27 protein-coding genes are annotated in these 24,301 nt (G+C 44.6%); 8 read left to right on the top strand and 19 right to left on the bottom strand.

What is annotated here, in order from left to right; all coding sequences use genetic code 11:
* Positions 1–119: 119 nt before the first annotated feature.
* The 8 genes from K334_RS0112000 to K334_RS14590 all read left to right on the top strand — a co-directional run bounded on the left by K334_RS0112000 (position 120) and on the right by K334_RS14590 (position 4,077).
* Entirely contained in the window at positions 120–356 is a 237-nt protein-coding gene (locus tag K334_RS0112000) for a hypothetical protein (protein ID WP_025881747.1), read from the top strand.
* Between the two features lie 18 nt (positions 357–374).
* Positions 375–839 (top strand): MutS N-terminal domain-containing protein, encoded by a 465-nt coding sequence (locus tag K334_RS14020; protein WP_036890412.1) that lies wholly within the window; start codon positions 375–377, stop codon positions 837–839.
* 16 nt (positions 840–855) lie between these two features.
* Positions 856–2,289, top strand: a complete 1,434-nt coding sequence (locus K334_RS0112010) for a class I SAM-dependent methyltransferase (protein WP_027445031.1) — start codon at positions 856–858, stop codon at positions 2,287–2,289.
* A gap of 143 nt (positions 2,290–2,432) precedes the next feature.
* A complete protein-coding gene (locus tag K334_RS0112015) occupies positions 2,433–2,744 on the top strand; it encodes a type II toxin-antitoxin system HigB family toxin (RefSeq protein ID WP_004345353.1) in 312 nt (103 codons plus the stop codon).
* Positions 2,741–3,100, top strand: a complete 360-nt coding sequence (locus K334_RS0112020) for a helix-turn-helix domain-containing protein (protein WP_025065677.1) — start codon at positions 2,741–2,743, stop codon at positions 3,098–3,100. The genes K334_RS0112015 and K334_RS0112020 overlap by 4 nt, the downstream gene beginning before the upstream one ends.
* A 22-nt stretch (positions 3,101–3,122) precedes the next feature.
* Positions 3,123–3,368, top strand: coding sequence for a hypothetical protein (locus tag K334_RS0112025; protein WP_025065676.1), 246 nt, complete (start codon positions 3,123–3,125; stop codon positions 3,366–3,368).
* 45 nt (positions 3,369–3,413) lie between these two features.
* Positions 3,414–3,563 carry a hypothetical protein gene (locus tag K334_RS15115; RefSeq protein ID WP_004345356.1) on the top strand — a complete coding sequence of 50 codons (150 nt, stop codon included), beginning with the start codon at positions 3,414–3,416 and terminating at the stop codon, positions 3,561–3,563.
* A 64-nt stretch (positions 3,564–3,627) separates the two neighbouring features.
* Entirely contained in the window at positions 3,628–4,077 is a 450-nt protein-coding gene (locus K334_RS14590; protein WP_025881751.1) for a hypothetical protein, read from the top strand.
* A 198-nt stretch (positions 4,078–4,275) separates the two neighbouring features.
* Here K334_RS14590 and K334_RS0112035 read toward each other — a convergent pair whose 3' ends face one another.
* The 19 genes from K334_RS0112035 to K334_RS0112125 all read right to left on the bottom strand — a co-directional run bounded on the left by K334_RS0112035 (position 4,276) and on the right by K334_RS0112125 (position 23,633).
* The gene (locus K334_RS0112035; protein WP_027445032.1) at positions 4,276–6,507 is read right to left on the bottom strand and encodes a hypothetical protein; all 2,232 of its coding nucleotides are present in this window, start codon (positions 6,505–6,507) and stop codon (positions 4,276–4,278) included.
* A gap of 10 nt (positions 6,508–6,517) precedes the next feature.
* Positions 6,518–6,802 carry a hypothetical protein gene (locus tag K334_RS0112040; protein WP_004345359.1) on the bottom strand — a complete coding sequence of 95 codons (285 nt, stop codon included), beginning with the start codon at positions 6,800–6,802 and terminating at the stop codon, positions 6,518–6,520.
* Positions 6,802–7,653: a M23 family metallopeptidase gene (locus tag K334_RS0112045; protein ID WP_025881754.1), complete on the bottom strand. Its 852-nt coding sequence runs from the start codon at positions 7,651–7,653 to the stop codon at positions 6,802–6,804. The genes K334_RS0112040 and K334_RS0112045 overlap by 1 nt, the downstream gene beginning before the upstream one ends.
* 33 nt (positions 7,654–7,686) lie before the next feature.
* Positions 7,687–9,024, bottom strand: a complete 1,338-nt coding sequence (locus tag K334_RS0112050) for a hypothetical protein (RefSeq protein WP_021590293.1) — start codon at positions 9,022–9,024, stop codon at positions 7,687–7,689.
* A gap of 14 nt (positions 9,025–9,038) precedes the next feature.
* Positions 9,039–9,812, bottom strand: a complete 774-nt coding sequence (locus K334_RS0112055) for a hypothetical protein (protein WP_025065674.1) — start codon at positions 9,810–9,812, stop codon at positions 9,039–9,041.
* Between the two features lie 12 nt (positions 9,813–9,824).
* Positions 9,825–10,358: a hypothetical protein gene (locus K334_RS0112060; protein WP_004345363.1), complete on the bottom strand. Its 534-nt coding sequence runs from the start codon at positions 10,356–10,358 to the stop codon at positions 9,825–9,827.
* 13 nt (positions 10,359–10,371) lie between these two features.
* Entirely contained in the window at positions 10,372–11,220 is an 849-nt protein-coding gene (gene traN, locus K334_RS0112065) for a conjugative transposon protein TraN (protein WP_004345365.1), read from the bottom strand.
* Positions 11,221–11,245: 25 nt separating this feature from the next.
* Positions 11,246–12,565 (bottom strand): conjugative transposon protein TraM, encoded by a 1,320-nt coding sequence (locus K334_RS0112070; protein WP_025881757.1) that lies wholly within the window; start codon positions 12,563–12,565, stop codon positions 11,246–11,248.
* Between the two features lie 4 nt (positions 12,566–12,569).
* Positions 12,570–12,893, bottom strand: coding sequence for a hypothetical protein (locus tag K334_RS0112075; RefSeq protein WP_004345368.1), 324 nt, complete (start codon positions 12,891–12,893; stop codon positions 12,570–12,572).
* 20 nt (positions 12,894–12,913) lie between these two features.
* A complete protein-coding gene (traK, locus tag K334_RS0112080; RefSeq protein ID WP_021590309.1) occupies positions 12,914–13,531 on the bottom strand; it encodes a conjugative transposon protein TraK in 618 nt (205 codons plus the stop codon).
* 12 nt (positions 13,532–13,543) lie between these two features.
* The gene (locus K334_RS0112085; protein WP_004345372.1) at positions 13,544–14,728 is read right to left on the bottom strand and encodes a hypothetical protein; all 1,185 of its coding nucleotides are present in this window, start codon (positions 14,726–14,728) and stop codon (positions 13,544–13,546) included.
* Between the two features lie 52 nt (positions 14,729–14,780).
* Positions 14,781–15,560 (bottom strand): DUF5045 domain-containing protein, encoded by a 780-nt coding sequence (locus tag K334_RS0112090; RefSeq protein ID WP_021590302.1) that lies wholly within the window; start codon positions 15,558–15,560, stop codon positions 14,781–14,783.
* On the bottom strand, positions 15,553–16,365 hold the full coding sequence (locus K334_RS0112095; protein ID WP_021590286.1) for a hypothetical protein: 813 nt from the start codon (positions 16,363–16,365) through the stop codon (positions 15,553–15,555). The genes K334_RS0112090 and K334_RS0112095 overlap by 8 nt, the downstream gene beginning before the upstream one ends.
* Before the next feature lie 36 nt (positions 16,366–16,401).
* Positions 16,402–18,987, bottom strand: a complete 2,586-nt coding sequence (locus K334_RS0112100; protein WP_248623526.1) for a coiled-coil domain-containing protein — start codon at positions 18,985–18,987, stop codon at positions 16,402–16,404.
* Positions 18,988–19,048: 61 nt separating this feature from the next.
* The gene (locus tag K334_RS0112105) at positions 19,049–21,964 is read right to left on the bottom strand and encodes a TraG/VirB4 family ATPase (protein ID WP_021590360.1); all 2,916 of its coding nucleotides are present in this window, start codon (positions 21,962–21,964) and stop codon (positions 19,049–19,051) included.
* 33 nt (positions 21,965–21,997) lie between these two features.
* Positions 21,998–22,294, bottom strand: coding sequence for a DUF4133 domain-containing protein (locus tag K334_RS0112110; RefSeq protein ID WP_004345388.1), 297 nt, complete (start codon positions 22,292–22,294; stop codon positions 21,998–22,000).
* 10 nt (positions 22,295–22,304) lie between these two features.
* Positions 22,305–22,673, bottom strand: a complete 369-nt coding sequence (locus K334_RS0112115) for a DUF4134 domain-containing protein (RefSeq protein WP_154655619.1) — start codon at positions 22,671–22,673, stop codon at positions 22,305–22,307.
* 72 nt (positions 22,674–22,745) lie between these two features.
* Positions 22,746–23,102: a DUF4134 family protein gene (locus tag K334_RS0112120; protein ID WP_004345392.1), complete on the bottom strand. Its 357-nt coding sequence runs from the start codon at positions 23,100–23,102 to the stop codon at positions 22,746–22,748.
* 3 nt (positions 23,103–23,105) lie between these two features.
* Positions 23,106–23,633: a hypothetical protein gene (locus tag K334_RS0112125; protein ID WP_004345395.1), complete on the bottom strand. Its 528-nt coding sequence runs from the start codon at positions 23,631–23,633 to the stop codon at positions 23,106–23,108.
* Positions 23,634–24,301: the final 668 nt, after the last annotated feature.

Raw genomic sequence — 24,301 nt, forward strand, 5'->3', positions numbered from 1 at the left:
AGATGACGGTTACACCGGAATGATAAAAAAAAGTTCGGGTCGAAGAAACGAAAAAACTATAAAAAGGTTGAGAATCGGGATGCCCAGAATAAAATTTCAAATCATAAACAACAGGCAAAATGGAAAAGAAACTTATTTATTTGGTTTATCAGACAGATGCTTGGCACTCTGTCGAGACAAGAAAACTTGTTTACATTGGTGAGAATTTGGAGGAAACCATCCGTAAGATGGTAGATTTCCTTTCATTAACCGAAGAGGATGTTAAACAGCTTAGACAGTGGAAACAGACCTCATGCAACAATAGGGACTTTGAAGTCATGATTGAACGCCAGTTCGTGAATGACTTTACCGTTTAATCCAAAATAATAAAAAGTATGAAAAAGATATTTGAACTTTATAAGGAGATAAAAGCAAAACATCCTGAACATTTACTGCTGATCGGGGATGGAGATTTTTACTTCCTGTTTGAAAAGGATGCCGTTACCGGAAACAAGTGCCTTGGAACGGACATACACTCCCGGTCGGACATTGCAGAAACCCCTGTTAACATTGTGGAATTTCCACATCATTGTCTTGACGCCTATTTGCCAAGATTGGTTCGTGATGGTTATAAGGTTGCTGTATGTGACACCAAAGATCTTGTGAGATACAAGACAAAAGCAAGGGTGAAAGTTCTTACCGAAGCCGGCAAGTGGTATCTGGCAGAAATCAAGGGTCTTAAAGAGGGAACTATTGTCGAGGGTATATACAACCCTCTGAACAGGGCGTTCGACTTCTATTGGAACGGTGAGGGGGCAATGCTTTGGATTGGCGAGAACGGAGAATTGATAGACGAATAATTTAAAATAAGACAAGATGAACATTTTTACAAATAACGCAGATTTCTATCCGACTCCCGACGAGGTTATAAACACGATGATGATGAGTGAGGATTTTGTCGGCAAGACTATCCTTGAACCATCAGCAGGGAAAGGCAACATTGTTGACTGGCTCAAAAAGAACGGAGCCGGAAAGGTGATTGCTTGCGAAAAGGACACTAACATCAAAAAACTTTTGAATGGCAAGTGCGATATTATAGCGGATGACTTCCTGACCGTTTCTTCAGAACAAATTAGTCATGTGGACTATATCGTAATGAACCCTCCCTTTTCAGAAGGAGCAAAACATATCCTTCATGCGTTTGAGATTGCTCCGGCAGGATGCACCATCATTGCCTTGTGTAACAGCGAAAGCGTAAATCAAGGCTGGGAACGGAACGCCACCAAAGAGAAATTGATAGAGACGATTGAGCTTTATGGGTGCAAGGAGTTCTTGGGCAGAGTGTTTGACGACGCGGAGCGCAGGACGGATGTACATGTTAGCTTGATAAAGCTGTATAAAGAGGGTGAGGGGCAAGACGAGTTTGACGGTTATATGTTTTCCAACGAAAAGGACTCGCTCGATGCTAACGAGACGGAAGGGCTGGTGCAATATAATGTGGTGCGTGACATGGTAAACCGCTATATTTCAGCTGTAAGGCTTTTCGACGAGACGATGGCTGCAGCGGAGAAAATCAACTCCGTGGCATGTTTCGGTGGAAAGAGTGACGGGTATCTCCCAGTAAGGTTTGCCGTGGTAGATGCTTCCAATAGCGTTGTCCGTATCAGCCGACAGCAATACAAAAAAGAGTTGCAGAAGTATTATTGGAGGCGGATATTCGGGAAGCTGAATATGGAAAAGTATGCCACGCAGAAATTACGGGAACAGATAAACAAGTTCGTGGAGCAGCAGACATACGTCCCCTTTACCATGCACAACATTTATCAGGTACTGAACATGGTAATCCAGACGACGGGGCAGCGGATGAACACAGCGTTACTCGAAGCATTCGACCTGATTTGCTCTTTCTCTGACGAGAATTCCACTGCCGGGGAGAAATGGAAGACAAACGCAAACTATATGGTCAACCGTAAGTTTATCGTTCCATACATGACTTCCTATGATCCTAAATGGCCGAGAGACTATCTCGATCTTGGATATGGAGGGATGGCAAACAGAATGGAGGACGTTTGTAAGGCTCTCTGCTTCATTACGGGTAGGAACTACGACAGCATTGGAAGCCTTGACCGTTTTGTACGAGATAACAACTTGGAATGGGGAAAGACTTTCGAGTGGGGGTTCTTCAAGTGTAAGGGCTTTAAGAAAGGAACAATGCACTTTGAGTTTAAAGATGAAGAGGTGTGGATGAAGTTCAACCGTGAAGTGGCCAAACAGCGGGGATGGGTGCTGCCAAAGAAGAAATCTGCATAAACATGAGTATTAGGGAGGTTGCAAGGGCAACCTGCAATCTCCCTGAATATAAAAACATTCTGTCTTGCGGTATTTTATTGCTCTTTTATTTTGTAGTTTAGGAACATCTTCATATCTTTGTAACAGATAAAGACAGGTCATTAATGAGAATTATCTCACAAAAGAAGATTAAGGACTTCTATGGACTACCACAATATGAACAAGCAAAGATACCTTTGCAACAGTGGTACTACACCATAAGGAACAGGGATTACAGGAGTTTTGCCCAAATACTGGTAGACTTCGGTGATACTGTAAGAGAGAAAGGCTTATATGTCTTCAGCATTGGCGAAGGAAAATACAAGGTAGCCGCCTCGATATATTTCGATACAGGGTGTGTGTATGTGCGGTTTGTGGGATCCGCTTCTGACTGGGAGGCACTTCTTGATGAGAGGGATGTAAAAAGAACTATATGAAAATATCAGAGGCTCAATATAAGTATGCCCAAAGACGGGTGGAGGAACTGTTGGAGGTTGTAACTGACACGACGCTGCCGACATCACCGGAGAGTATGGAGCTGTCTATCATGAGTACTTTTGTGGAAGAATACGAGAAAAAGCATCACCCAATAGAGAAACTCACGCTTGCAGAAGTCATAAAGCAAGGGCTGAAAGCTAAGGGAATGACACAAAAAGAACTGTCCCAGGCCGTAGGACTAAGCACCAGCAGGATAAGCGACTTCACCCAGGGAAAGAGCGAACCGACTTTGGCCACGGCAGGAGAGATTTGCAGGGTGCTCGACATCATGCCTGAAGCAATGCTAAGTTTATAACCAATAAAACGGAAGAACGATTATGGCATTTGAAATTGAAGTTGACAGAGAACATATTGAGAACACATTGTCCGTCACATATACGATGGGACAGATAAACTCATACATGGAGATTATCCGTGAACTCAAAGAAATACCTGAAGACAATGTGGTTGATATCCGAAAGACCATCGGGAGACTGCAAGACAGAATACAAATGCTGTTGGCGTTAAACCCGGAGGCGAAATTGGAATTGGAGACGGAACGGTCAGAAGGACTTAAAGTATAGAAAAAAAAATAAGTGAAACTCAAATAAAAAGAAAGGAAACATACTATGTTAGAATTAGTAGCATCGGCTCTGATATTGGGAGCAGGATTGAAAGCTATTGTGGGTGGTGACACCCGTCGAAAAGGCGGAAAGAAGAATAGCAACTACAAGGATGCTATGGGATGGTCACACGACAATCACAAGAAATTGTTTTAACGATAATCATTAACCCGTGGGTACGCTTTAATCGGCGTACTCATAACTTTTTATATACAACACGATGAAGAAGCTGAAATTATTTCTTACAGTAATGATGATATGTCTGGTAATTCCAAGCGAGGCACAGACTAAAAATAGTACTCAACATGACTATTATATATATTCATGGATACAAGTACGTGGAGCAAATAAAGCTAATGGCGATCCATGTTTTGTCATACTAATGTCTTCAGGGAATGGAACTAATTCCAAACCATCTATTTTAAAAAATGAGGTTGGACGAACTGTTGTTTTTAACAGCCAAATAGATGGCTTAAATTATCTGACATTGCAAGGTTGGGAATTATTTGAACCAAGAACAGAAGCAAGAATAAGCAACTGGGTTGCAAGAAAGAAAGTCTCTCGTGAGGTTTTAGCCCAATCAGTAAATTCAAATACATTTTATTTGGAAGAAACTCCAAAAATTCAACTTGATCTGGCAGAGCAAGCGGCTCATATTACCTATGAGTGATTTTGGGTAATTAGTTTGAGCCAAAACATGCTATACGCTGTTACACATTCTTTGTAAAATAAGATAACCGTCATTTGGACTTACAAGAACTGACATGTAAGGTGGGGAATCTACTCCACCTTTTTATAAATAAAGCCCCCACCGACGCAACTAACTACGCCAGCAGGGGCCGCTAACAAGTAATATTGTAAACAAAATCTATTTCAATCCATAACTACGCTGTTGTTCCTGACTCTCTAATGCTGCCAAACTCTTGTCATAAGTGTTTGAAGCCACGGATCTGTTCTCGTCATACTTCCTTAATACGGCATTTGCCAAGGTGTTCAAAGGTATGGCTTTTTTCTCATATGCGTCAACAACCGTGTCAGAAATGTTAATGACAACAGGTCGATTGTCTATATCTGCAATCAAAGAACGGCCTTTCATAAAAACATTATTTAATCTTGGATTGAGAGGTTCGTCGGCATATTGCTTGTAGTTTCTTGGAGTGGCTTTAGGAGTGGATAGGCCTAAGGCTTCGTGGCCGGCATTGTTCAAGAGATTGACACCTCCAAAACCCATCAGCATGAGCTTTAACAGTGGATTATGGCTGAACATTCCAGCGGCAACTGCTGCTAAAGGTAGTATGTTATTCCCTATGGTGAACGAGGAAGATTTTCCTGTAAACATACTGATAAGCATATCAGGAAGCATTGCAAAGACATAACCAAGGTTCTTTGTCACATCGCTAAATCCATTCAACCCTGCATTATCCAAATATTTACCCCATCCCGCTGTCTGGAGCATATGGGGATAAGGAGAAGTCTCTGACATTGGATTTTTTATTTGTTGCGTCCCCATGGCCATATTTTGATAATGTTGGGTGTTTAATGGTTCTGAAGGAGATACTGCGCTTGAAACAACAGGCGGCGAGGCAGATTGACCGACTGCGTTATATGCCCCTGTGTCATAATGATCTCTTTTCTCTTGTCTCGAATCCTGGTGATTCCAGCTATATACCGCAGCTCTTGCCACTTGTTTCTCGGCATTTATCTTGTCTATCTGAACAGCAGCCCTTGCATAATCGCCGGCACGCTGTGAGACTTGTGCAAGTGTCATATTTCTGCCATTCAAATTCCAAACCGGCAAGCCCTGTGTCGACATCTGCTTAGCAATGGAAAAAAACGAGGTGGCAAAGGCACGGCATTGTTTGGCTGTCTTGTTTAGCATCCAAGCGGGGATGGGTGCGCGGCTATCGTAAGGCAGAGCCTGATGGCTTAACGCTGTGGTAATGGTTTTCAAGAGCTTTTTTGAATTGCCATTTGTCACTGTCAATAACTGACCAGAATCTTTATGAGTAACAGAATCACTCACATGAGGGCGTATCGGGGCAACCTTGATTTTTTTACCCAAGCCATCATTTACATTGGAAATGTATTCGGTACCGCTCTTCCTATATCCCAATGCACCCTTTTGGTATTTCCCCAATGTATCCTCATTGCCGAAAACCGCTTTGCTGTACTGCTTCTTGGCTGCATCAAGGCTGATTTTGGAAGAAGCCCAATAGTTGAATCCGGCATCGACAGCTGCACCTGAAATCAATCCTTTTACATAGGAAGCTTTAGTAGCTACTTTGTAAGCGGCCTTTTCTTCCAGCCAACCTCCGAATTTTACCGCACCTCCCTTCAGGGCATATCCGGCTGCTCCCTTGGCAGCAGCTTTCAATGGTACGGCAGCTACAGAACCGACAACATCCAATGCCGGTGCGTCCATAACAGCTCCAAAGGCAAAAGCCCCGGCTTTCTCCACTTTTGACGGCTTATAGAGTTTATTGCCCAGCTCACGATTCTCTTCTTCTGCAGGTGAGAGGTCGCGACCACGCATGAACCTACCGGCCAATGTCATCATAATAGAACTGTTGGCACCCTCTTTCAGGATATATTCCAAAGAGGACTTGGGCATATCGGTTCTGGCCAAATGCTCTTTGAGCAGCTCCATAAAACGAATCTGTCCATAGTGGACTGCGGGATCGACGAATTTCCGTTTTTCCACCTTTTCCAACTCCTCCTCAACTCTTATGTAGCCTTTTGTTCCTAACTTGGCGATAAGAGATTCCCGATACCTGTCTATCAAATGCCCCCAGTCCTTTTGGAAGTTCTTGCCGGCAACAATCTTGTTTACGACCCCACCAATAAAATCGTCGAGATTTTTTTTGTTCCATTTCCCTGAAGACGATGCGTTCACATTTGCAGTCTGTACACGTATCATTCCTTGCATGACGGATCCGGCACCGATATTAGCCGGCATTTCATTGTAGGCCTTATAGAACTCTTCTGTCTGCTTACGATGATAATATCTGTAATCTTTGGCGATGACAGGAGCACAATACTTGCTGAAGTATTGGTTAAAACAATACTCCAACTCTCCGAAATGTTGATTATTACGTGCCATGTGATGGTTTTTATATACCTAATAACTGTTTGCGTGCCTGCTCGATAGCCTTGTGGCAGACGTTCATCTGTTTGGGATAGAAACGTGCGAGCCAATCATCCAACAAGATTTCGTCATTGATGAACTTTACTGCCAGCTGGCGAGTGATCTCTATTGATTTCTCTCCTTTCTCCCTGCCATTGAACCATGCCTTCGTCCAACAGCGAGTCCCCGTCGTGTCGAAGTAGATGGATGCCTCACGGCTGATGTCGTAACTATGAATGTCTATTTCAAGATTTTGCAAAGGATCCTCCATCAAGCCGTTGGCGGCAGCTTCTTCAGAAAGTTTTTTTTTTGAGACTCGTCCCACGACTGGGGATAGATACCTTGACGGACGGCCAAGAATCCAAGAAAGTCCTCTATCAGGATTTCCTGAATCTTCTCTACCAAAGGGGCACTACGCCCGGATAATCCTAAAGGATTACCCAAGTCGGGAATCGTCTCGTAAAAGTAGTTCTTGTCGGCAGCTTTCGAGAGGATATTCTTCAGCGATGCTTCCATCTTTTTAGGAGGCGTATAGGCCTTTGTACGAAGTTCGTTCATGTAAGTGGGCAGCCAACGGAGCATCAATGCCATGATCTCGTCCTGACAATCGTCATACTTGGTGACAATTTTCTTGTCCCCCAGGACTTCGGCTGTAGGCTGATGGGTAATACCCATGGCAGCTAACTGCTGTATGTTTGCCCAAATCATGGCAATAAAATTATCAGGGTCAAACTCCTTACCGTTAAATCGGACTCCCATGTGCAGGAACTCACCGGCATGGGCAATCTCTTGCCCGGCCTTTACATTCGTACCATAAGGGGTGTAGGCCTCGGATATGTGTCCATAGGTAACCTCGTATTTGCCGTATCTGGTGATGATATAGTTTTCGTGAACCGCATCATGCCCGGCACCGATGACCATGCCGCTTGCAATGGCATACAAGGGTTTGTCCTTGATGGCATAATCAACACCTTGGTGCTGAAACTTCTCTCCTGTCTTGGGGTGGGTTTGTTCACCGAAAGGGAGGATGACATTCAGCTCTTCTTTTTCGTCTAAAGCAAAAGGCATCATGAAGCCGCTTGCGGACTCCAGGAGCATGTCCTTATAATCTGTTGCGTCCATATATTATACTTGTTAGCTTGTTAATTTTTAACTTCATATTCCACGAGAGCGTCGCACCACCGGCTCTTCTGATACCGAAAAATCCACCTGTGATACAGACTGTCCTGCCGACACAGCTGGTGCAACGGCATAACGTTGCATCTGCTGCATAGACAGGCTTTCAGATTGCCGTTGGTTGATGTTGCGCATGGTCATACCGCCCAACATTAGACTGGCCATCTTGCCAAGCCAACCAAAAGGCCCGAACATCATGTAAGATGAAAGTGCCAGGGATGCTAAATTCATCTTTGAGACATTGCCTCCCGTAAGCTCATTGGCAATGGAATGTACACCGTTCACCATCGTACCGGTAAGTCCTCCTTGTTGTGGAACACCTTGTGTCATTCCCGAGCCCATTATTTGGGATGTTGACGGATATTGGGGAGTCGTGGGATCATAGTAACCTCCGTTGCCGTTAGATACCATACCATTACCCGAAAAATACTGACCAATCTGCTCTTTGCCTGTCTCGTAGAGATTAGCCCCTTCACCCAAGACAGAGGAAACGCCACCTTTAACGCCTTGATATAACCCGGCTGCTTCACCAGCAACGGAACCGACACCGTGACTGACCTTCCCATAAGTGCCATCACCGAAAAGGACATCCGTCAGATTGGCGATCATGCCGACCTCATTTCCTTGACCGTCCACTTTCTTGCCCAATGTCGTTTCTCCAAGAACACCGACAAGACCTTTTTTGGCAGCATCCTCACCGCCTAAGGACTTCATCATGTCCGGTAGCAGGGTGCGCCCTGTCAGCTGGCGGTAGGCAATGGAAGAAAGAATAAGACTTGCCACTGGATGGTTTGCCGAATATTTTGCATATTGACCAGCCCATCCGGCTGTCTTGTTGATTACTTTTCCACCTTCGCGCCAACCAACCTTTGCTGCATTCTTAAGTGTCTCCTTATTGATAAGGGCTGCTTTTTTCGCGGTCTCTTCAGCAACCTTTTCAGCTGCTTTTGTAGAATGGACAACACCCTGTCCGGTTGCCTTGGTGCCATCGACCATGATTCGTTCTGTCTTTTGAGCGGTTTTAGATCCGATATGCTCGGCTGACTTGAAACCGGTCTTGAATTGGGGCAGGCTTTTTTCCCAACTCTTAAAACCTGACTCCACCTTGGTCGCCTTGCCTCCCATGGACTCTATCCACTTGGTATAGTTGGCCTTGCTGGCATAACGCCCTTCCTTCATAGCTGCATTAGCCAAAGCCCTACCGACAGATTTTTCGGCACTTTCCGCTGATTTCTCTGCAAACTTAACTCCTACCTTGGCAAGCGGCTTTTCTGCAACTTTGGCGGCTGCTTTACCAAGTTCTTTCATCCAGCCCATAATCTTCTGTATTTTTAGTTAGAATATTTTATTTGAACGATCGCACGTGCCTTATGGCTTTCCGTCTTCGGGGTCTCTATGATACCACCGTTGGCAGAGGAGCAAAGCCATGCTTGTAAACCGCTATTTTCGCTTACTTCAGTGGAAGTCCAATACCAACAGTCTCCATCTAAAGCTATCGGCGTACCACCTAATCTTTCTATGACGGGATTGATGCTTCTGGCAGAGACATTCAGTAGACGCTGTTCCGCAACGCTGGGTAAGAAGTCACTCTGACCACCAGCATGGAAAGTAAAGAGCTTCATGGCCAGCGGGCTGCCTTTCTTTGTCCCGGCATTATAACTCTTCTGCATGGCTCGTGTATTGGCAGAGCCGTCAAAAGCGGTAAGGCTGCCGCTCGTTCCGTTGGAAAGGCCAACAGAATCACAGAAGACTTCATTAAGCTCTTTCAACATGACTGCCATGAGCGGATGGTCTTCCGTCTGTTCTGCAAAAACAACCCCCACGGCCTTATGGGTAGTTTGAGAAAAGTAGGTCTCCGGATCCATACAACTATGGTTCTCACACAAGATATATCCTACATGGATTGCATTGTCGGCAGGCTGATAATCGTCACATGAACTAAAAGCCATGAGAACAACCAATACGGCAAGTCCCCATACTGCTCTGTTTTTGTGGCGAAATCTCTTATGTGAAGACTGGTGGCGTACTCTATAAGAGACGCGCATGATCCTGCGAGAAAGTCTTATCACACGCATAATCGCCATAAGCATTTTGTATATGTTCATATCTATCTTTGTTTATAATGGAATCTTAACGCCGATGGCTCCACCGGTACGGAATAAATCCTTGCCTCGCATCGTCACATCTTCCTTTACCTGAAAGAAAACACTCCAGCCATTATAGAGATTGAAAGTATGTTCGTAGCCAAGCGACCCAACACCGACAAACTTGTGCAAGTCACTGCCGCCACTCACACCGATTCTGATGTTGCCATGATGGTTACGGCCACGTGTCACGCAGGGCTTATAGGCAAAACCGACATTCCAAATGTTGTAACTGTGCCAAAAAGATTTCTTGGTGACATAACCTGCTTCAGGGTCGGTCTCATACTGAATGTAGTAGTTCGCAAAATACTCCATTGCGTTGTGATAGTTCATTTCATGCTCATATGCCAGTGTAGCTTCAAATCCTTTCGGGTAGGATGCCCCTATGCCAACCATTAAATGGTTACCATGTCCCTGCCCCATAGCAGAGACGCCAAACAGACTGAAAAGAAAAAAAACTATTGCCCTTGAAGACAGAAAATGGAAAAACTCTTTATGGATTTTCATAACGCCCCCTTTCTTATTGTTCTTTCAAAAGTAACGTGTCGAAAGAATCGGCACTTAATACATCCTCATAATCCAAATTCAGTGAAATGGCCCGACCGCTAATCTGTTTCTCTGACAACTCCAATGTAAGTACCTTATCATTGGGGAATGTCATCTTCTTCAGGACTATCACATTACGATAACCTTTTCTGAACTTTACAGAGCGGTCAAGAATAAATGCAGGTTTCAATTCAATAATCTGTACATTGGTAGACTTTTCCTGCTTCTTATCCTGGAGCTTTACACGCAATTCGTCTATATCAAATGGCAGATTCGTTTTGTTCTCCACGGAGAAATCAATGAAGAAGTACTCGCCGACAACATAGATATTATTTAAACGCATAATCATCTTATCCTTTTTGGTGAATGTACTTCGGTATTTGGCCGGAGTGTTCCAGACTTTCATGCAATAAGAAGCCATGTCGATAGTAGACATACTTATTTCAGGATTATGAAAAGCATTGCGTTCCACAAGCTCCACTTCTTTATCTGAAACGGCTTCTTCAAGACGGTGTGTATAGATGAGCGCATATTGAACCCTGTAACGCTCGGTGATAATTGTAACAATACCCAATACATCACCATCTTCATGATTGCCAGACACGGGCTTTATACGTATCACATTATCCAAAGGCTTATCACCTATCACAGAATCGGTAGATATATCGACCAGCCGTATTGGTTCGGAAGCCGTGACAATGGTAGAAACTTTTTCGTTTACCGTCAACACTTCCATGTCAGAATAAGTCTTTTGTGCATGTGCACTTAGAACAGAGGTACACATTACCAAGACTGCAATGATTTTCTTCTTAAAAATTTTCATGTCTTTTATTTTTCTTGTTAGCGTTTTACTTTCTTTGTCTCTTCTCTTGCTGGCTTCCGTCTATCAGATAAACGAGCGTGCCATACTTCAGCTTCACCCTGTTCCTGCGAATGACTTTGCCTACGGCATTCATCACCTGCTGCGAGGCATTCTGTACAGCTTGGCTGGCCCAACCCTTGACCCCTGTTGAAGAGGTGGTGTTGTCTACGATGTTCGTTCCGCCCTGCGTAGCTGAACCAAGAATTTCCTTGCCGGTCTCTTTAAAGGAGGACAATGGAACATAAAGCCCTTCCTGACCGTCCGTGTCATAGATGGAAAGGCTGACGCGGATAATCTCTTCTTTGCTGAAAATGCTTTGCACGGTTCCTTTCACTCGCTGATGCCCGAAACCTGACATCTGGGCATAGAGATAAGTCCCTTTCTTGACGGTCATATCGCCAATTTCCACATCATCCAACAAGCGAAGGCGCACACGGCTGCCCTCCTGTGCTTTCACATCCTCGTCGATGATGGCTTTAATGAGCTTGGACTCTTCTGTGGAAGAAGAGGAAATGGTATTGAAATAGTCAGAAGAAATCTTTCTTTTCTTGACTACCTTTTCAGGTACTCCCTCCGGCTGTTCTCCTGCCCCACGAACATTATCGTCCGTTCTGGAAGAAGCCAAAGAGCCGTTATTTCCATAAGATAGGTTGTTAGCACCGTTCTGCGAACCGGCTACGGGCAGACCATATTCGCCATCACCCCCATAACTGTCTTCATTGCCATATCTGACACGACGTGAAGGGGAACCGAAAGCGACACCATTGAGATCTTCATTTATATTCTCCATCTCACGCTGTCTTCTCCTACGGTCAAGACGTGCAATCTCGGAGTCGTTGACAGGAGCGACAAAATTATCGGTTGACGAAGAACTGCGAGAGTGGGCATTACCTCGACGGACACGATCTTGCATCTCTCGTATCCTACGCTGTTCTTCCTGCTGCGCACGTTGCCGTTCCTGCTGCCGTTGAACCATTTCCGCTTCCCGGGCACTGTATTGCGAGTTGTAATCCTCTTTTTTATTGATAGAATCCCTATCGTTTTCAATATTCTCAACACCCGAAAGGTCGTTGATTTGTCCATACTCACGCTCGGCATTGTCCAACTTGCCACCCAATACACTGTCTGTATTGGCTGCGGGGAGGTCGGAATTCAAATAATCCGTTGTTTTCAAACGAGGGTCATTATCGGATACATCAGTATTTACAGTATCAATAATGAAATATCCCACAAACAAAATCAACGGGTATAGAATTGCGGGAAAGACATATTTTCGGTCTTTGAAATTAATTTTCTTTACATCCATTTTACTATCTATTTATGATACGTCTTTGATGTAATGCGGAATCTACCTGCTCTACGGCAGTAGATCGGTGAGTCTTAGAAGCGTTGTAGCTACGTACCATATTGAAGATATTAATGGCAAAACAACCTATCACAATACCGAATACGGTAACGAGGAAACCTACACGATGGCGGTTGGCCAACGTCTGTATCTTCATGGCCAGCCAACTCAAACCGCTCTTGTCTGCAAACTGTTTACCGGCTTCCACTTCTCTTTCATAACGCTCCTTATATTTCGGGTCGTTCTTGTCTGGCATAGGTTCGCCCATAATGATTTTCTTCAGTCCCATAAATGTTCAATACTTTAATGTTAGAAATTGGTTTTCTGATTCTCGGAGAGATCCTTATTGACAAGCGTTCTCCAGCCAAAGATGATAAAACCGTGAGGATTGTTCTCAGTGCGCGGAACCCTCCTTAGGCTTCCGGCGGTAATGAGCTGACGCATCAAGATACTTGTACGACGCTCAATGCGTTGGCGGCCATAGTAGGTAAAGGTCATCTTCTGTTTGTCTAACTTGATGGAATCACAGAAAATGCTGCATATCGTACTCGTTCCGATGATATTGTTATAAAAGCCTTTTTCCTTCAAGGCGTTGTACTGCGCAAGACCGGACTCGTCTATAAGGTACATGGCTTTCTTGATGGTATAATCAATATACTTGTCATCGGGAGCCAATGTAAAGAAGAGATTATGGAACATTTCCACATGGCTTTTTGCTTCCACTTCAAAAGTCTCGTCCATCGTAGTCTGTTTGACGAGAATAGGTACAGTGCCATCAAGGACATAAATCTTCTTATGGGCATCAGCGACCATGCCTCTGGCAACAAAAAGACTCCCAAGGCTGATAACGACACAACCTGTCAAAAACAGGCTGGTAATAATCAGCACCAACTTTATCTTGTTTTCTAATTTCTTTAATACAGCCATAGCATTGTTATTTTAATGTATTCGGGGCATAACGGACATGGCACTTGACTTGACGGAGGATGCCACTCCTTCACCAAAGTTGCGGGTAGAGAAGGCGGTGTCGCCTTCAGGGATCATCCATGCGGCAAGGTCTGGAACCAAGTTCAGGCATCTCAAAGCAACCACGGAAGCTGCAAGGAGATAGCCACAAGTCAGGAAGGCATTTTGTATATAGCCGTTAATTGTACCAGTAGATGATGTAATGGCGGTAAGATTTTCTACCTGAACACTGATAACAATGTCAAACAGCAGCAGCACATAGAAACCTACGAAATAGAGCATGGCTCCATAGAAATGGACTGTCAGGTAACGGATGAGCCACTTAGCCCATGCTCCTTCCCATTTAGGAAGAACGGAAAACGCCCATTGGATAGGGCCGAAGATAGTCAACATGCCCAATAATATCTGCTGACAGAATATGGTGGCCCACCAGCCGACCCGATACAGTACCAGCGCAAGAAACATTACTATCTTATCAAAGCCAATGATGAGACCGGCAAAGACTGATGACTTTTTGGCTCTCATAGCTTCTTTTGAACTCTCAATAGATGCTGCAGAACCTCCAGTTACTTCTGATATTATATCCATACTTGTTGGATGACTAACAAAACTTTCTGCCGCTTCCACTTCAGATGCCTTTTGATACATCGTATCGCGTTTCTGCAACAACGGCATCAATTCGTTGTATTTTTCACTGACCTGCACGGCTTCTGCCTCATAGAGGTCGTGGGTGTAGCTTCCTATACAGTTGGGTATATAGGCTAAGGCATCCAAGATGCTGCCATTGCCACTGCCCATACCGGTCATGCTGGGGGGATACCAAAAAATCATGATGAGCGCAATACCCATTACTTTGAGTATCTTGAATACATCGACTGCTTCACCCTTAACCATCATTTTGTAAGCCATGCTGGCTCCTACGATAATAGAGAACAAGGCTCCTAATGCCATACTCATTTGAAGTATCCACCAGAACGGACCTTGTGTCCCGATAAAATCTGGATTACATAAAAACTCATTGGTCTGAAAGACAACGTTGTCGATGTCTTCCTCAAACAGATCAACTCCAATAGTCTGGGATAAGTCGGAAATCGTATTCGACAATCCTTGAAGCGAACCTGATGGCTGTGCTTGTAATAATAAGGAACTGAATGCCATAATTGATTTTCTTACTTGTTAGCTTATATTTTGTTTTATACTTTATTATCTTCTACTTTTTGTAGTTCTTGCTGGAAAAACCATCTACGGCCATCGCCACTTTCCAACGGTTCAGGGCATCGAAAGCTACCGTGTTGATGGATGAAAGTCGCTGGGGCGACTTGCTGTTCTTCTGCATCTCCTTTGCGGATTTTACGCTGTTCCAAGCGAGCAGCTGCTTGGTAAGTTGGTAATTACGCCTGACCACATCCCTATAGATGGCCATGTACTCCTTTTTCCTGCGTCCTAAGTCCTGATAGGACTCACGGGTAATCTTGATGGCGGTTTGAAGGCAGTTATAGATGTTCTTCCATTGGCGATAGTCTTCTGCCGTTCCACCGTAGGGCATGATTTTATTGATGTTCTTCTGAAAGATGTCCAACTTGCCCTCTATCTTGCCTTTCTCGACCGTCCATGCCATATCGGTCATGGGGCTGCGGTCAACGATATTCTGTGCTTCCACCTTGGCACGACGGGAGGTCAAGGCTTTGATGCTGTCGGAATAGACCTTTTCGTCTGCCACACGGGCTTTCATGTGAAGACGGAAAATCTGCTTATTCTCTGCATTGGCTGTCCTTTGATATTTCTTGTGGAATGCGTTGTAATAGTAGCGTGGGGTCAAAGCCCCTGCACCGGTTTCCATTGTGGTGAACTGCTGCATGATGTACTCCTCATGGTTTTTCGTGACTTGCACATAACCTTGGCTGAAAGCCGGAAGAACTGTTGCCTGCAGTCCTATCAAGAGCGTAATCCTGTTCCTAAGCAGGATATGTATTCTTTTGAATTTAGTCATAGTGTCTTCCTCCTATGATACCGCCACCACCCAATGGGGCGTGCTGGAATGACCTGTGTTGCTCCAAGCATTGAAATGCCTGGACGGAATTGCCAAGCCATCGCCCCAAAGCATCGTTGGCAATATCCTTGATACTCCTTGCCATATAAAATTCTTTCTTCCAAAATCCCATCCTTACGGTCATATATGCCCACAATTCCATGTAGGAATGCCTGATGCTACTTTCTATTTTATCAATAGAAGCATTGATGTCATTAAGAATAATCATCAAATCAGACGTAGTACAGTTTCTTACACCTGACACGAGTTCTGACAACTCCAAATAAGACTTCCTTAGCTCTGAAACACCCTTAAAGACTCCTTCGACAGCTCGTTGGCTGGCATTAAGGATGATGGTGTCACTTGACCAAACGGCTCCATGCAGGAGAATTTCCTTTTTATAGGTGTCCAAAAGCTTATAATAGGCGGAAAGGTTTCTTTTGCAGTTGCCAAAGCTGTTGTAAGCGTGGAAGCCTGTTGCAGTACCGTTCAGAATGAGGTCGATGATGTCGAAACACTTCCTGTATCTGTCCAACTTCTTGTTAACCGAAGTATAGTCTTCCATTGTCTTCATACTCTTCTTATGATAGGCACGCACACCTTCCTCTGCAAGAGCACGTAACTCCAACATGGCCTTAACCGTCTTGTGATTACTGATCATGGCTTCCAAAGAGGCAGGGTCAGTAGGTAAGTCTATTGCCTTGGCTTCTTTTGGAATGAAAAGAAGGCATAAACTCATCAACGATATGTATATCCATTTGTTCATGTCTGCTGTTATCTATGTTAATGTCTTAATTGCTGCCTATGGCTTTGCTTTTTGAGAAGTGGGGCTTGAAGAAGCTTTCTTGGCTTTGTCACTTGCGTCCGTCCATCGCCCTAAGGCGTATTCGGCAATAGTGCCACGGGACTTTCTCGTAATGGGATTCAACAGTTGGTTAGTCAGGAAATCTTTGATAGTCTGGCGGTCATTCATGACCTTTTCCAAAAGAACTAACTGGGAATAGATGACGCTAAGCTGATATTCCACATCCCTTGCTACATCTAACCGGTCGCTTGCCCAAAGCAGATGGATGGCATCTGAACCTTCCTCATTAGGCATATTCTTGGCATAGTTGTATCTCACCGTGATGGAACAGTCCGGCATGTCTTCCATCAACTGTTTCTGACGCTCGTTGACTTTCGCGGCACGCTCTTTTTCGGACAGACTCATATCAAGATTCATCGTCTCTATGACATTCTCTGCTGAATAGGCGGCAGAGAGCTTGTAATCGACACTCAATATGGCACGGTGGATGCGGATGCCAAGGAAATGCTTGGGCTTCGATTGGAGCTTCAAGACTGCCGTATAGGTCACCTGGCTCTTTACCTGTGCGCAATAGGCATGACGGACAAAGGTGTATTGGCCATCGCCGTTAACCCATTCTCCGGCATCTTGCCAGGAAAGCTGGAACAGACTCTCCAACTCTCTCATATTGGAATTGATTCGGTAAGGACCGCCATTATCTTCACTAAGATCTTTATAGTATTCCGTTATGGCGTTGTCTATCTGCGCCAAGTTGGATTGAACCTGCGAAAGCTGACGTTTCAATGCAGCTTGGTTGTTGCTGATAGCGTCATATTGTGCACGGAGCGCGGCAACCTTGTTGTTATCGTGGGCCATCTTGGCTTGGTTCATCTGGGAGACCAATGAACTCATCTGTTTGTCCATGGAGCGAATCTGATTTTCAAGGCTCTTAATCTCGTCCTGACAGCCTTTCTTTTTCTGCTGTAGCTCGTTGGCCCCATTCGTGCTCACCTGTGTATAGTCCAAAGCGAAATTCTTCGATTTGGGGTCTTCCAAATGACTTCCCTGATTTCCATTCTCTTTCCAATTAAATGACCCCTCTGCAAGGGTTGCACCATCGTCGCACTTGGCTAAAAACACTACGGAGTTGCAGCCTTTCATCTTGTTCTCGTCTGCTATGGTGTAGTATTTCCTGGCATCGAAGCCTAACTTATACACAACGCGTTGGGAAGCGGCTTTGTCGCTCTCCAAGCTGTTGTAGTATTTGAGTTGGCTCTCCATACGCTTTCTGAATGTTTCTTCGTCCATAGACTCGGAATCGAAAATCTCTTCATGCACCTCGTGCTTGATGTTCCATGAGTCTGTCACCGTCATATACACTGTCCAGTGTTTGCCTCGCCAATGTCTTGAATGGCTGAAAGTACCTCCCTTTTTATCATATGAATAAGTGTAGGAGGCTGTTTCGTATTTTAGGGTTATTGTATGGCCGGGATTGTTCCTTTCATATTCACCTTTTCGTGTAGGACTCCAGCCAGTGGCACTTTCTGCAGCAGCCTTCAACTGATTGTATTCAGAAGTGGTGAGCGTGGGATAGTCTGGCGTACCGGTCCTCATATAATTCTCCTTAAAGAGCCAGTTGTCCCAATGATCGCTGTTGTTCGTATTCGAAGGATGGGAGGGATGGTAGGTAGCAACCACTTTCTGACCTTTATCCTCTGAATAGATATACCAGCGTTGCTTGTAGTGCTGGCCTTGCAACTCCTTGATATAGTTGCTCACATAACCCGTGATGCTGTAATTGTCTACTTGGAACAGACGTGAAACGGCATCTGCACTATTCGAACCGATGACACTCATCAAAATGGCCTTGACATTTCCGGCATTGCGGATGCTTTCATATTTGCTCCGAAAAGTCTGATATAACTGGTAAATCTCACTTGGCTTGGATTTGAAGATCCTGCCAATGGCGGAGAAGTCCCTCATATTGCTGTCCACAGCACCTTTTCCTGCGGTCGCAAGTACACCTCCGAGTTTGCCGATGTCGTTCTTGATATCCTCCTTGGCTGCTTTGATGTTGAAATCTCCGACTTTCTCCAAGAGTTCTTTCCAGTTGACATTGCCAAGCTGGGCCAAGTCAAAGACTTTTTGCAGCTTCTCGTTGATAACCAAGAAAGTTACATCCTTGAACGACAATTTTCCATTAGTAACGACAAGTTCAAACTGCTTGCAGAGCTGCTCGACATTCTTGGTGGTCTTGAACAGGTATGGCCCCCAATAGAGGGCATTGTCGGGTTGTTTGACCATCTTGGCTGCAACGACAATGAGCTTGGGCATGATGCCGTCCTTCACCAAATAGAGGATGCGTTGGTAATAGTAGTTCTCATCGCTGCCGAAAACTCCGACTTCACGCATGGCGTTCCTGTCTTTCAACTTTGACAGGTAGATGCCGGCTGTGGAAAGGCTGGCCTTGGTGTAGTGTCCTAAGATGGAGTCTACATCCGAGGCTGTCTTCCGTTCTGTCTCTTCCTCTATCGCATATGCGGCGGTCATGGCTGCCACGGTCTTCGCATCAATGTTGATGGCATGATACGACTGCGCTGACATGGATGTCACCGGGAGGATCAAAAGGATGATAGCGATGAAACGACGCATATGATTGATGAGTTTAATTGTCTAACACTTTTCTTTCTTTCAGTACTTTCCGTGCAAATTCCAAGGAACTCTTGATTCCGGAGCGTTTCCAATCACGCACGAAGGCTTCAATGGCGTGTTGATGATCACATTGGAGAATCTTCTTGTAGAGTTTCAGGGCAAGTTTCTCTACCTTCTCCGTCGTGTAACTCATGTAACACTCCGGCGGTTCTTCAATGCCGTACACATCGCCTTCCTGACCACGTTTGATGAACACTTCCTTGAATGGGGAACGGCCTTCCTTATTCTCCAAGCGGTTGATGGTGAAAATCTTCTTGCAGTCGATGTCGGTCAGAGCCAAGGTCTTTTTGATATTATCGAATTTGTCCTTGAACTTGCTCTGGTCAAGTAGCATGAACACGCCGGAGTTGTTGATGATGGCTTCCTTAACAATCTTGGACTCGGTAACGTCCTGTATTTCTTGCGTTACCACGCCGACCATGGCCCAGTGTTTACGGGCTGTCTTGTATAGATACTGTATATAGGTGGCCATGACAGGGGTGGCAATGGCTTTCCATGCTTCTTCTATGACCAGACATTTCCGGCCTTCCTTTAAGAGCATCTTCTGTGTGAAGACATCCATGATGATCAACACGACAATAGGGAAAAGGACGGGATTCTCTTTTATTTTGTCAATTTCGAATACGATGAACTTCTCATTGAACAGGGAGGAATCCATTTCGTTGTTGAGTGTGTATTCCATCTCCCCTCCCTTATAGAACGGCTTTAGGATCGTGGCAAACTCGTTGATGGCAAATTTAACCTGATCCTGCTTCATGATTTGAGGAATACGCTCAATGGCGAACTCATAATAGGTGTTGAAGTTGAGTTCCGTAACCCTCATCTTCTTACGCTGGCGTTCTATCTTGTCGATTTTCCTGTTGATCCGCTGAAGATACTTACTCTCTATGAGTTCGGGAGTAAGGCGACGGAGCAGCTGGCTCTTCGCATTGTCTTTTTCTCCTTCAGTAGCGGCGGAATCGTCGATGACGGCTTGCAGCTTGTCACGGAGACGGAGGTCGCGCTGTTTCTTCCTTTCATCGTCATCATCTTCTTCTATATCGTCAATATCATCAGATACTCCGTAACGTTTTTCCAGCTCCTGTTCGTATTCCTCATACTTGCCGGTACGTTTGTCTTCAAGCTCCATGACATGGCGCATGTTGTCGCGCTGCTCTTCGGTAAAGCCTTCAAATGGGGTGAAATACTCTTCGAAGTATTCTATGAGGGTTTGGTTGATGATGGTTTCTTCGAGCTTTGTGGGCTCGCCGTTTCCCTTGAAGATCAGGAAGATAATATTCCTAAGGAAGTCCTTTTTTGCCTGGAAGTTCTGCTCATACTCGGCTTTCTCTATCTTGAAAGGGTTCATCGAGATGGGGTGTTCCTTTGAATAGGTGATGTATATGCCCTCGAAATAGCTGCAAAGACCTTCGTAGCTGTCGCCGGTATCTACAATGACAATATCGGTATCCTGCTCGTAGTACTGCCGCATGACGGTATTCATGAAAAAGGACTTGCCACTGCCGGAAGGGCCAAGGACAAAGAAATTGGAGTTGTCGGTATATCTAATCTTTCCTTCCTTGCCTGACACGTCAACAGGCATCGGTACGCCTTGCCTGTCTGTGTAGTAACATTTCAGGTTCGTGTCATCCCCTTTCTGTTGACGCTCCTTATACATAAGGCAGAGTGCAGGGTCGGAAAGTGTCAGGAAACGGTCGTAGTCGGCATTGAGTTCATAGCAGTTGCCGGGGAAGCTGGCAACGAACAACTCCAATTGGTTATAGGCACGCTTTGACAGGTGCATGCTGTATCTTGCCAAAAGGTTCTCCAAACAGTTGGTGATCTTTTGCAGGTTTCTGTCTGCCGAGGTCTTTACGATAAGATTATAATGTGCATAAACAAACTGCTTGCCGTCACGAGCTACTTCATTAAGGACGTTATTGATGTCTTCAACGGCAATCTGATTATTCGGATTGGGAATGGAAGCGTGACGGTTCTTCTTTTTCTCCAACTTTAAGATCTCCCGCTTCTGATTGGGAAGAAAGATGACCTGATTGTAAATAAGCGTGTCTACATCAGGGAGTGTGCTAAGGTCGGAAAGCAGATCCTGCGGCATGACGGAGTTGTTGACATTGATGTCGGCATAAGGGCGAAGGGTGCCGGGAAGACCGGGATCATCTACATCCAAGAGGCTGTAGATTTTCAACTGGTCATCGCCCATGCCGATCTTCTCGGACTCCACCTTGAAGTCATTCATAGAAACAACCTCGTTATTGAAATCAACAGCAAAGAAACGCTCGGTATATTCCTGACATTCGTCACCAGTGAGAAAGCGACAGTTGATGTTCTCGCTCTTCAGACGGTCATGGACTTTCTGTATCTTGACTTGGAAATCGCGCCACTTGTCGGCATCGTATGCCTTCAAACCGCCATTTCGACCACGTTGGGAGATGGTGAGATAGGTTTCAGAATCTATATAGGGACGACCGTTGAAGAACTTGAAATAGGCATCGGAAAGAAAACGCTTTCTCACATCGGTGTCCTTTCCTGCGATGCTCGACATATTGAAGTTCTTACGGACGAAAATATCCTGTTTGTGAATGGCATATCCTTCACCTAACACTTGTAGGACGGATGCCAAAAGGGAAGTGAACTCGTAATAACCGTCCGTATCAGCAGAGTACTTCCTGACGGGATTGTCCATCTTAAGGATGGCTGAATAATCGCCTTTCTTTGTGTAGACCACACCGATCTCATTGACATCCTCAAAGCTGAAGTAGATGTCTTCAAACACCTTGGCGCGTTTGCTGCCAGTACCGAAGGCTTTGATGGAAATGTATATTCCCAACAAGATGGAGGTAAAGACCAATATGACGATTAGGGTAATCATGAATTTGTTTTGCTTACAATCAATATGAATATTCTAATAATGTCTTGAATGGCTGAAAATGTAGATACCTTTCGGGGATTTCTTGGAATGGAGACCTTTATGTTGCTTGACAAAAATGGAGACTCCTCCTATTGACAGAAAAATTGTCAGCAACGCTAATGCAACAAGAAAACTGAAAATCACATAGCCAATCAAGAATGACAACAGACCTCCGCCAACGGTGACAGCGGCCCATACAATGTATCTTCCTCGAAGACCCAGAAATTCAAGAGGCTTTTGAAGCCCCTTGAATACCGGGTAATCGGGATAGTCGCTTTTGACTGTTGCCATATTCCTCGTCTTAGAGTCCGAAGAACAGTGGCAATGCCTGGGCTGCCGCCACGAAGAAGATGCAGGCACCGACAATCATCATGATGCTCTTCTTGACATCCTGCTCCTCGTTGTTCATCTTGACGTAAACGGAGATGGCACCGAGAATGGCAACAATACCTGCAATGACGTAGCACAACTTCGTTATAACAGGGATGTACTTCTTCAGCGCATCAGTTGCCTTACCGATTGCCTGTGCACCGGAGTCCATGCTCTGGGCATCTGCTGCTACCGTGCAAACGACCAGCAACAGCATAACTGCTACAAAGCGGGGGTCCATCACTACGGCCTTGATTTTCTTACTTGCGGAGATACAAAAGCTCTTGGCTCCGCTTACCATTACTGACAAAGTCTGATTCATTGTCTTTGATTTTTTAAATAAATAATTAATAAATAATATGTAATAAAACAATTACCAAAGTCTGTCGGTCACGCCGAACTGGAAACCAAAGAAGGCTGGAAGGACGATAGTCGCTATAAGCAGGAAAAGGCAGCTGCCGACCAAAATAATGATGCTTTTCGTAAATCCTTCTTCCCCTGCCTGCATCTTGATATAGATGCTCGTCGCGCTGTATATGGATAAAAGGGCTGCTATGGCATAAAGCAGATACAATACGGCTGTACAGCATGTCAAGATGAATACCACCATATTATATAACCGGCCTGAATTGCCACTGTAATCCGTCGTACCACAGGTGGCCATGACGGGTTGCGTGAGCAACAGTAATGCCGACAACAGCAAATATGTCTTGGATTTGAATGTCTTCATAACTTAGAAACTAAATTGTTCAGCCTGCTCGTCTTCCCTCTTGGCTTTCAAATAGGCGGCTGCATAATCTTCAACGAACTCGTCTACATACACAGCTCCCTGAATGTCCGGAGACACACTGTTGAAGTTCTGCTTTATCGAGTCTGCCTTGGCTTTTGCCTGCATGGCCAATTCCTCGGCGTCGGACGCTGCAATATCTTCAGCCGTAAGAGGATTCTGATCAAATTGAGAAGTCTCCGCACCTTCACTGGCCTTATTGTAAGATGCTTCTTCTGTCTCATGTCCGTATTTCTCCGGTTCTTCTTCACCGGGGCGTTCTATCTGATACTTGCCTTCACCGGTCTCACTGATTCTGACAGGTGAGACTGCTGGTGTGGCATCCGCATTGTTAATAGGCACGCTGGCGCGAATAACTTCTACACTTTCTTTCTTCTCTCCTTTCGGGCCGAACAAATCCAGGCAGATCATGACTACATAATAGATAACAAAGATGAATGTCACTACGATTGCGTATATACCGAATGATCCCATATTCTTTTTATTTATTGGCTACAAAATAAATGACTTAATATCAGAAAGACAGCCTTAAAAAAAAGAAACTCTTATATTAACATTTTCAAAATGTTTTAGGCGGATTTACGGCCTTTTTGTGTTAAAATTCGGGACTTTAAAATTATGAACTATTCCGATTTTTGCTAAAGCGAGTAAATTAGATGAGTCATGGGTGCTGCTCCTCTTATCTTGTTATTCCTATATCATTCTTATATACTTATTACCGTATATACATATTGGCGTATATACAATAATACATATATACGCATGAAAAACAATATATCTGTCTGACTTACCTTCGGTGCTTGTTTTACATTCACTTTTATCTATCTTTTCATTTCCGTTTCTGGTTTCGACCTCACTTTTCATCCGCTTGTAGTCATCTTCGACTTTTATTCTGCAAAGGTATCGCAGGCAGGGAACACGGCAAACACCGGAATGCTCCCTATTGGCGGAAAACTTTTCATGACCCTCCGAAATCAAAGATTGCGGTTTCCTGAAAACTTTGCCGGCCAATTCTTTGTCTTAGGTTCCCTTAACGCCCACGATTTCACCTTGCACATAAAAGGTTCGAGATGACGGTTACACCGGAATGATAAAAAAAAGTTCGGGTCGAAGAAACGAAAAAACTATAAAAAGGTTGAGAA

This window comes from Segatella baroniae DSM 16972 = JCM 13447, assembly GCF_000426585.1.
Classification (GTDB): Bacteria; Bacteroidota; Bacteroidia; order Bacteroidales; family Bacteroidaceae; genus Prevotella; species Prevotella baroniae.

Excerpts from the sequence above, each read along its gene's own strand:
- traN (WP_004345365.1), bottom strand. The coding sequence starts at position 11,220 with ATGAAAATTTTTAAGAAGAAAATCATTGCAGTCTTGGTAATGTGTACC.
- K334_RS0112050 (WP_021590293.1), bottom strand. The coding sequence starts at position 9,024 with ATGGGCTGGATGAAAGAACTTGGTAAAGCAGCCGCCAAAGTTGCAGAA.
- K334_RS0112100 (WP_248623526.1), bottom strand. The coding sequence starts at position 18,987 with ATGTCAGCGCAGTCGTATCATGCCATCAACATTGATGCGAAGACCGTG.
- K334_RS0112000 (WP_025881747.1), top strand. The coding sequence starts at position 120 with ATGGAAAAGAAACTTATTTATTTGGTTTATCAGACAGATGCTTGGCAC.
- K334_RS0112015 (WP_004345353.1), top strand. The coding sequence starts at position 2,433 with ATGAGAATTATCTCACAAAAGAAGATTAAGGACTTCTATGGACTACCA.
- K334_RS0112115 (WP_154655619.1), bottom strand. The coding sequence starts at position 22,673 with ATGGTAAGCGGAGCCAAGAGCTTTTGTATCTCCGCAAGTAAGAAAATC.
- K334_RS0112095 (WP_021590286.1), bottom strand. The coding sequence starts at position 16,365 with ATGAACAAATGGATATACATATCGTTGATGAGTTTATGCCTTCTTTTC.
- K334_RS0112025 (WP_025065676.1), top strand. The coding sequence starts at position 3,123 with ATGGCATTTGAAATTGAAGTTGACAGAGAACATATTGAGAACACATTG.
- K334_RS0112070 (WP_025881757.1), bottom strand. The coding sequence starts at position 12,565 with ATGGATGTAAAGAAAATTAATTTCAAAGACCGAAAATATGTCTTTCCC.
- K334_RS15115 (WP_004345356.1), top strand. The coding sequence starts at position 3,414 with ATGTTAGAATTAGTAGCATCGGCTCTGATATTGGGAGCAGGATTGAAA.
- K334_RS0112120 (WP_004345392.1), bottom strand. The coding sequence starts at position 23,102 with ATGAAGACATTCAAATCCAAGACATATTTGCTGTTGTCGGCATTACTG.
- K334_RS0112040 (WP_004345359.1), bottom strand. The coding sequence starts at position 6,802 with ATGGAGGATCCTTTGCAAAATCTTGAAATAGACATTCATAGTTACGAC.
- K334_RS0112105 (WP_021590360.1), bottom strand. The coding sequence starts at position 21,964 with ATGATTACCCTAATCGTCATATTGGTCTTTACCTCCATCTTGTTGGGA.
- K334_RS0112085 (WP_004345372.1), bottom strand. The coding sequence starts at position 14,728 with ATGGCATTCAGTTCCTTATTATTACAAGCACAGCCATCAGGTTCGCTT.
- K334_RS14590 (WP_025881751.1), top strand. The coding sequence starts at position 3,628 with ATGAAGAAGCTGAAATTATTTCTTACAGTAATGATGATATGTCTGGTA.
- K334_RS0112075 (WP_004345368.1), bottom strand. The coding sequence starts at position 12,893 with ATGGGACTGAAGAAAATCATTATGGGCGAACCTATGCCAGACAAGAAC.
- K334_RS0112045 (WP_025881754.1), bottom strand. The coding sequence starts at position 7,653 with ATGGACGCAACAGATTATAAGGACATGCTCCTGGAGTCCGCAAGCGGC.
- K334_RS0112125 (WP_004345395.1), bottom strand. The coding sequence starts at position 23,633 with ATGGGATCATTCGGTATATACGCAATCGTAGTGACATTCATCTTTGTT.
- K334_RS0112035 (WP_027445032.1), bottom strand. The coding sequence starts at position 6,507 with ATGGCACGTAATAATCAACATTTCGGAGAGTTGGAGTATTGTTTTAAC.
- K334_RS0112110 (WP_004345388.1), bottom strand. The coding sequence starts at position 22,294 with ATGGCAACAGTCAAAAGCGACTATCCCGATTACCCGGTATTCAAGGGG.
- K334_RS0112090 (WP_021590302.1), bottom strand. The coding sequence starts at position 15,560 with ATGACTAAATTCAAAAGAATACATATCCTGCTTAGGAACAGGATTACG.
- K334_RS14020 (WP_036890412.1), top strand. The coding sequence starts at position 375 with ATGAAAAAGATATTTGAACTTTATAAGGAGATAAAAGCAAAACATCCT.
- K334_RS0112020 (WP_025065677.1), top strand. The coding sequence starts at position 2,741 with ATGAAAATATCAGAGGCTCAATATAAGTATGCCCAAAGACGGGTGGAG.
- traK (WP_021590309.1), bottom strand. The coding sequence starts at position 13,531 with ATGGCTGTATTAAAGAAATTAGAAAACAAGATAAAGTTGGTGCTGATT.
- K334_RS0112010 (WP_027445031.1), top strand. The coding sequence starts at position 856 with ATGAACATTTTTACAAATAACGCAGATTTCTATCCGACTCCCGACGAG.
- K334_RS0112060 (WP_004345363.1), bottom strand. The coding sequence starts at position 10,358 with ATGAAAATCCATAAAGAGTTTTTCCATTTTCTGTCTTCAAGGGCAATA.
- K334_RS0112055 (WP_025065674.1), bottom strand. The coding sequence starts at position 9,812 with ATGAACATATACAAAATGCTTATGGCGATTATGCGTGTGATAAGACTT.